Raw genomic sequence first — 3,576 nt, forward strand, 5'->3', positions numbered from 1 at the left:
CTGCCGCCCTGCCGCCCTGCCGCCCTGCCGCCGTGTCGGCGCGCCGCCGTTGCCGTTGTGCTCGCCGTGCCGCGGGCGACTGGTGCCGCGCCTGACCAGCCGCCTTGAGGCGGCCGTCTCACATAGTGATACGGATGTGCCAAGGAGTGCGCGCATCTGGCACACTGGTGCACATGCCGTCCGGCCGGATCATTATCGGTGGGCGCGCCGACACGTAGGGCCAAAGCAGGAACCGCTTACAACGAAGCGTTCAGGGCCCGGCCCCGTCGGCGCGCAGACCTCTCGCACCCCGCGAGAGGTCTTTTGCTTTTGCGGACGGCCGGCGCTCGCCGGGCCTCAAGGAACTCGAAGGGACTGACAGAGCCGATGCTCGACGACGCGTTTCACGTCTACGACACGACGCTGCGCGATGGGGCGCAGCAAGAGGGCCTGAACCTGACGGTGGCAGACAAGCTGGCCATCGCTCGGCAGCTCGATCAGCTCGGCCCCGGTTTCATCGAGGGCGGTTGGCCGGGCGCCAATCCCAAGGACACCGAATTCTTCCGGCTCGCCAGGACCGAGCTTGATCTAAAGCACGCGCAGCTCGCCGCGTTCGGCGCGACCCGCCGGCCCGGTGCCAAGGCGCCCGACGACCCCATGGTGCGCGCCCTGCTCGACTCCGGTGCGCCGGTGGTCACCCTGGTGGCCAAGTCGCACGTCCGGCACGTCGAGACCGCGCTGCGCACCACGCTCGCGGAGAACCTCGCGATGGTGCGCGACACGGTCGCGTTCCTGCACGGCGAGGGCCGGCGGGTGTTCCTCGACGCCGAGCACTTCTTCGACGGCTACCTGGCCGACCGCGACTACGCCCTGGAGGTGCTGCGCACCGCCGCCGAGGCCGGAGCCGAGGTGGTGGCGCTGTGCGACACCAACGGCGGGATGCTCCCGCCCCAGGTCGGCGACGTGGTCGCCGACGCGCTGGCCGGCACCCAGTCGCGCCTGGGCATCCACTGCCACAACGACACCGGCTGCGCGGTGGCCAACTCCCTGGCCGCGGTCGCCGCCGGCGCCACGCACGTGCAGGGCACCATCAACGGCTACGGCGAGCGCACCGGCAACGCCGACCTGCTCACCGTGGTGAGCAACCTGCAGCTCAAGCTCGGCCAGCCGATCGTCCCCGAGCAGCGGCTGCGCGAGGCGACCCGGATCGCGCACGCCATCAGCGAGGTCACCAACGTGCCCCCGTACAGCCGCCAGCCCTACGTCGGGGCCAGCGCCTTCGCGCACAAGGCCGGCCTGCACGCCAGCGCGATCCGGATCGACGCCGACCTCTACCAGCACACCGACCCGATGGCCGTGGGCAACGACATGCGGATGCTGGTCTCCGACATGGCCGGTCGCGCCAGCATCGAGCTCAAGGGGCGCGAGCTGGGCTACGACCTCTCGGGCGAGACCGAGCTGCTCAGCCGGGTGGTCGAGAGGGTCAAGGACCTCGAGCTGCGCGGATACACCTTCGACGCCGCGGACGCCTCCTTCGAGCTGCTGCTGCGCGCCGAGGTCGAGGGGGAGCGGCTGAGCTACTTCGACGTCGAGTCCTGGCGGGTCATCACCGACTCCCGCGACGCGGGCGAGGCGGTCTCCGAGGCCACGGTCAAGCTGGTCGCCGGAGGTGCTCGCGTGGTCGCCACCGGCGAGGGCAACGGCCCGGTCAACGCGCTCGACCACGCCCTGCGCCAGGCGCTGTCCGGCGCCTACCCCGAGCTGGACAAGCTGGAGCTGATCGACTTCCGGGTGCGCATCCTCGATGCCGCCCACGGCACCGACGCGGTCACCCGCGTGCTCATCGAGACCTCCGACGGCTCGACGTCGTGGGAGACCGTGGGCGTCGCGCCGAACATCGTCGAGGCGAGCTGGATCGCGCTCGTCGACGGCGTCACCTACGGCCTGCTGCGCCAGGGCATCCCGGTGCGCTGAGCCGCAGGGTGTGGTGGTGCGCCGCCCCGCTCAGCGGTGGCGCGGCATACCGCGGGCTGCGCGGACGGCGGCGGCCGCGTCGACCAGGCCGTAGCCGCTGGTCGGCGACCAGTCCGGCTGCCCCGGAAGGGGTGTGGCGGTCGCCTCGATGACCCGGCGCACCTGGTCGGCGCCCAGGTCCGGTCGCACCGAGCGCACCAGCGCGGCCACCCCGGCGACCTGGGGCGTCGCGATCGAGGTGTAGCCACCCTCGGAGTAGCCGCCTCCTCGTGCCGTCGTCGGCACGCCGTCGCCGGGTGCCATGACCAGGTCGTGCGGGCCGGCGGAGGAGTATGCCGCCCGCTCACCGCCGCGGTCGGTGGCCCCCACGGCGAGGACGTGGGGCAGGTCCGCGGGGGCGGGCCACGGGTTGGGGGAGTCGCCGGAGTTGCCCACGGCGGCCACGACGAGCACGTCGTGGGTGTGGGCGTAGTCGACGGCCCCGCGCATCGCCGGTGTCGGCAGCACGCCGAGGCTCATGCTGATGACGCGCGCCCCGTGGTCGACCGCCCAGCGCAGGCCGGCGGCCACCAGGACGTCGCCCTCGTCGTCGTCGGTGTGCCCGCCGGAGTCGGCCACCTTGACCGGCAGCAGGCGCCCCTCGGGGCAGACGCCGGCGATGCCGGTGCCGTTGTCGGTGACCGCGGCGATGACGCCGGCGACCTCGGTGCCGTGCCCCTGGTCGTCGTCGGCGCTGCTGGTGCCGTTGACGAAGGTCGCGCCGGGCAGCAGGTGCGGTGCCAGGTCGGGGTGGTCGAGGTCGACGCCGGTGTCGAGGACCGCGACGGTCACGCCCGCGCAGTGGGTGAGGTCCCAGGCGCCGGGAACGTCGAGGGTGGTGCGGGGGTGCTGCGCGCCCGGCGGCGTGCCGGCGCCGAGGTTCCACTGGGTCGGAAGCAGCGGGTCGTCCGGCAGGTGGTGCCACGTGCGGGCCGGCGGCCAGGCGGGGCTGATGCCCCCGGCCTGGACGGCCGGCGCACCAGCGAGGGCGACCGCCGCGAGGACGCCGAGGGTGGCTGTGGGGATGCCCATGCAGACCTGCCTTGTCCGGAACACACCCTTTGGGTGAGTTGGTGGGGTATGTCTACCTCATGGGCTCCTGTGCGGCGCGTCGTCCGGCCGGGCCCGGCGGCTGCCGGGGACCTCAGGGTCGGGTCGGGGTCGGCTCAGGGGCGCTCCCGATGTCGCGCCGGCGCCGGCGGACGCACTCTGGAGCAGTCAGGGAAAGTCCCCGGCACTCGCTGAGAAGGAAGTGCGTCACCCATGAACGACATCCACCAGAGCTTCGCCCAGCAGGGCCTGGTCCGGCCCCGGGAGGGACGAGTGCTCGGCGGTGTCTGCGCCGGCCTCGGCCGCCGGTTCGGCATCGCGCCGTGGCCGGCCCGGCTCCTGTTCGTCCTGCTGCTCCTGGTCATCCCGGGCAGCCAGATCCTGATCTACCCCATCCTGTGGATCCTCATGCCCTCGGAGGAGCAGGTCATGGTGCGCCCGCCCCAGGACCCGCCGGCCGCCGCGGCCTGACCCGCCGGATGTGGGGTGATCCGCGAGCGCCCGTGCCACGACGGCACGGGCGCTCGTCGGTTC

At 73.1% G+C, this 3,576-nt stretch carries 3 protein-coding genes; 2 read left to right on the forward strand and 1 reads right to left on the reverse strand.

The features are described 5' to 3' along the window. Nucleotides 1-366: 366 nt before the first annotated feature. Nucleotides 367-1,953 carry a citramalate synthase gene (cimA, locus tag ACXVGS_RS18885; protein WP_458538208.1) on the forward strand — a complete coding sequence of 529 codons (1,587 nt, stop codon included), beginning with the start codon at nt 367-369 and terminating at the stop codon, nt 1,951-1,953. Nucleotides 1,954-1,983: 30 nt separating this feature from the next. Here cimA and ACXVGS_RS18890 read toward each other — a convergent pair whose 3' ends face one another. Continuing rightward, the gene (locus tag ACXVGS_RS18890) at nt 1,984-3,024 is read right to left on the reverse strand and encodes a S8 family serine peptidase (protein WP_458538209.1); all 1,041 of its coding nucleotides are present in this window, start codon (nt 3,022-3,024) and stop codon (nt 1,984-1,986) included. A 231-nt stretch (nt 3,025-3,255) separates the two neighbouring features. Between ACXVGS_RS18890 and ACXVGS_RS18895 the strand changes: the two genes are divergently transcribed. Continuing rightward, nucleotides 3,256-3,513: a PspC domain-containing protein gene (locus tag ACXVGS_RS18895; RefSeq protein WP_458530566.1), complete on the forward strand. Its 258-nt coding sequence runs from the start codon at nt 3,256-3,258 to the stop codon at nt 3,511-3,513. Nucleotides 3,514-3,576 lie beyond the last annotated feature (63 nt).

The sequence above is a fragment of the Oryzihumus sp. genome, from assembly GCF_054325275.1.

Excerpts from the sequence above, each read along its gene's own strand:
- ACXVGS_RS18890 (WP_458538209.1), bottom strand. The coding sequence starts at position 3,024 with ATGGGCATCCCCACAGCCACCCTCGGCGTCCTCGCGGCGGTCGCCCTC.
- ACXVGS_RS18895 (WP_458530566.1), top strand. The coding sequence starts at position 3,256 with ATGAACGACATCCACCAGAGCTTCGCCCAGCAGGGCCTGGTCCGGCCC.
- cimA (WP_458538208.1), top strand. The coding sequence starts at position 367 with ATGCTCGACGACGCGTTTCACGTCTACGACACGACGCTGCGCGATGGG.